Below are 3,236 nucleotides of genomic sequence, written 5' to 3' on the forward strand. Positions count from 1 at the left end.
GCAACTAATTTAGCAAATAAATCACAGATAGAATATTCCGCAGGAATGTTCGTAAGTCGGCAGTGACCAAGCAATTAATTATACACCGTGTTGTGCTTTCGTTATATTCTGCACTTTTTTTTACTGAATTATAGATATCTATTCTCTAATTCTTTTTTAATTAGTTCTTTTAAATTAATGGATGTGTCACTGATTCTATCAATGCGTCTTAAAATATCGAAAAGTGCAATTGTTTCTTTATAAAATTCTCTCATAAACTCGCCATACGCTTCCGATTCGGTATTTAATAACCATGCGTTATTTTTTAAAGCATAATCTAGTCCTTTTAAAGCATAATCTAATTGTGCCTTTGTATGGCCGTGATGAATATCATTAGACACTTTATAGATACCTTCATTTATTCTCATGATGTAAAAATCTTCTCTCTCACAAAGCTTATAATAGCTTTCAATGGCTATTAATAGCGTATCTGATTTTAAGGTATGTAGGTTGCCTGTGTTTTTCATTTGCTCAAAGGTTGAGCTGCTCAAATTAAGTCTACTAGCATTAAATCCGTGGTGTTTTAAGTAAGTTTCTAAATTGTGTTGCTTAATACCAATTAACACAGTGTCATATAATTTAATATTTTGTTCTTTAATGTCATTTAACTTACTATACAGAGTATCTAATCTATTCGTATTGTAGTCTAATTCTGCATCTAATTTTTTGAGAAAAGAGGTTCTGATATTCTCGTTTTGACGTTCGGTGTTCCAATTGTTAATTTGTAATGCTATCAAAATTCCAATAACAACAAGAATTATTTCTCCAATTGCATACTTAAAATACTTTCCAGTTTTGTTTTCCATCAGGAAGTTTTGTCGGATTTTTCTAAAAAATTTTATCATTGGTTAGCGGTTTGTTATAATGAAGCACAACGTCTAGGCTATGAGTAGTTGCGTGGGTTAGCACTTAACTTTGCAAGTACACACCAAGTTGGAAATCCGCAAGGATTTTCAGAAGTAGGCGTGAACAAGCAATTACTTATAGCCAATGTTCTACGCAGTTTTTTCCTATTCCAATCCAAGGCTCTTGATATAAGCTTTATTATTAGTAGGTCTTCCTAAAAACTCTGCAACCGCTTTATCAATATCCTTTTGGCCACCGTTTGCCAAAATAAGTTTTCGGTATTTCACTCCTGTTTCAGTATCTCTCAACCCATTTTTTTCAAATACAGTAAACATATCTTGTGCGTACACTTCGGACCATAAATAGCCATACATATAAACAGGATGGGTATTAATATGAATCCAGCTAGCTTGTGTATGAGTGCCTTCAATGTGGCCATCCATCACACCCATTTGGGTGTCAATGTTTTTCCATAATTCATCGGTATTCAATGGCTCATCTGGGTTGTATTTGTTGTATAAATTCATATCATAAATACATCGCCTCAATGAGCTTTGTGCTGATAAACCAGAGGATACATTTTTAGCTTTTCTCTTACTGTCAAACAATGCTTTTGGAAATACTTCCCCTGTTTTGTAGTGTTTTGCAAAGGAGCTCAAAATATCGTAATCATTTATCCAATTTTCGAATATCTGCGACATCGCCTCTGCAAAATCAGATTTGGTATGAGATAATAAATTAAACTCTCCTTCATATGACATCACATTAACTATATGTCCAAATTCATGGAATAAGGTGTTTAATTCTCGAAAGCTTAATAGAGATGGTAATTTATCAGTTGGTTTAGTGAAATTACCTAAAAGCATGGCTACAGGAACTTCATATCCATCGTTAGTTTGAATTCCATTATTAAAATTCACTCCATAAAACCATGTCTCCTTATTGGGTCTTGGATATAAATCTAAATAGAAGCGTCCTTTCAATTTTTCACCATCAAACACTTCGTACATAGTAACATCCTTGTGCCAAACAGAAGGATTTTCCATTTTTCTAAATTCCAGCCCTAGAAGTTCTTGGTACAGGGTAAGCATCCCCTCTAAACACGAATCCATAGGTAAATAATCTCGCATTTTCTCATAATCTACCTGATACTCCGTTTTTAATAATTGATTCTTATAGTAGCCAATATCCCATGAATTTACTGGGCTTTCATCACTTGGTGTTTTTTGATCTTCATTTCTTACTGTTTTTAAAATTTCAACATCTTGCAACGCTTTAGCTTTTGACTCTGCGACCAATCCATCAATAAACTCCCAAACACGCTCTGGCGTTTTAGCCATTTTTGATTCAAGGTTATAGCCTGCATAGGAATCAAACCCCATTAATTTTCCCAATTGATCTCGTTTACTAATCAAAGAATCCAATATTGTTAAGTTTTTGTCCGCTGCGATATTTGTTTTTTTCATAACAAAAGCTTTACGAACCTCACTGGAAGTTGCATTACTAAGAACAGTACCATAGGTAGCATTAATTACAGGAATCTCATAGCTTCCATTATCTAAACCGTAGGTATCCTTAAAATTTTCTGGCAGTCCATCTGCCTCCTGTTCATCTAACACTATCATTTCCTTAGCGCTATTCATATTGGTAGAAAACTGTGATGTTAGTTCATTTATCTCTGCAGAAAGTTGTTTATAAGTTACTAAGTCTTCATCATTTAGATTTACCCCAGATTGTTCAAATTTTTTGAGAACCTGATTTACCAGTCTTTTTTTGAGGCCAGTTAGGGATTTGCCTTCTTCTGAATTTGCATATGACTGAAAGGTCTTGTATAATTCTTTATCGGAACCAATAACGGTATATAAAGAGTCTATTTTTTGATAACCTTTTGTTCCTTTTATTCTAGTAATTGAATCGGGTGAAACCCAATTGAGCATAAAAGCATTATTATTTGCTTTTTCTAAATCATTTGAAATCTTGTCATATACGCCAAATGTATTTTTGAAATTCAGACCATCTGTGCTTTTTATGTTATCTAAATCCAATACTGTATTGACAATTGTTACGTTTACATATGCTTTTACATGGTCTGCTGTAACCTTTGCATAATCAATAGGTTCATTGAGTTCTACATTAAAAGGGTTGTCCGCAGACATTTCTAATTTTTCAATTTTGGTTTCATTAGAACAGCCTATTAAAAGTGCCATTAAAAAAAGTAAAGTCAGTCTCATTATTGTTGGTTTAAGTATTAATGTCTAATGTCTTGTCCTGAAATATGGCTACAGGTTAAAATTGAATTAAGCTGATAATTTATATACCATATTTGGTGTTTTATAATCTAAAGATAAATG

General features: G+C 33.0%; 2 protein-coding genes. Both read right to left on the minus strand.

Features of this window, described 5'->3' with window-relative positions; all coding sequences use genetic code 11:
* Positions 1-128 precede the first annotated feature (128 nt).
* A complete protein-coding gene (locus H593_RS20205; RefSeq protein WP_051229772.1) occupies positions 129-845 on the minus strand; it encodes a DUF6090 family protein in 717 nt (238 codons plus the stop codon).
* A gap of 204 nt (positions 846-1,049) precedes the next feature.
* Positions 1,050-3,116, minus strand: a complete 2,067-nt coding sequence (locus tag H593_RS0115240) for a M3 family metallopeptidase (protein WP_084142350.1) — start codon at positions 3,114-3,116, stop codon at positions 1,050-1,052.
* Between the last annotated feature and the right edge of the window lie 120 nt (positions 3,117-3,236).

Source organism: Psychroserpens burtonensis DSM 12212 (genome assembly GCF_000425305.1).
Taxonomy (GTDB): Bacteria; Bacteroidota; Bacteroidia; order Flavobacteriales; family Flavobacteriaceae; genus Psychroserpens; species Psychroserpens burtonensis.

Excerpts from the sequence above, each read along its gene's own strand:
- H593_RS20205 (WP_051229772.1), bottom strand. The coding sequence starts at position 845 with ATGGAAAACAAAACTGGAAAGTATTTTAAGTATGCAATTGGAGAAATA.
- H593_RS0115240 (WP_084142350.1), bottom strand. The coding sequence starts at position 3,116 with ATGAGACTGACTTTACTTTTTTTAATGGCACTTTTAATAGGCTGTTCT.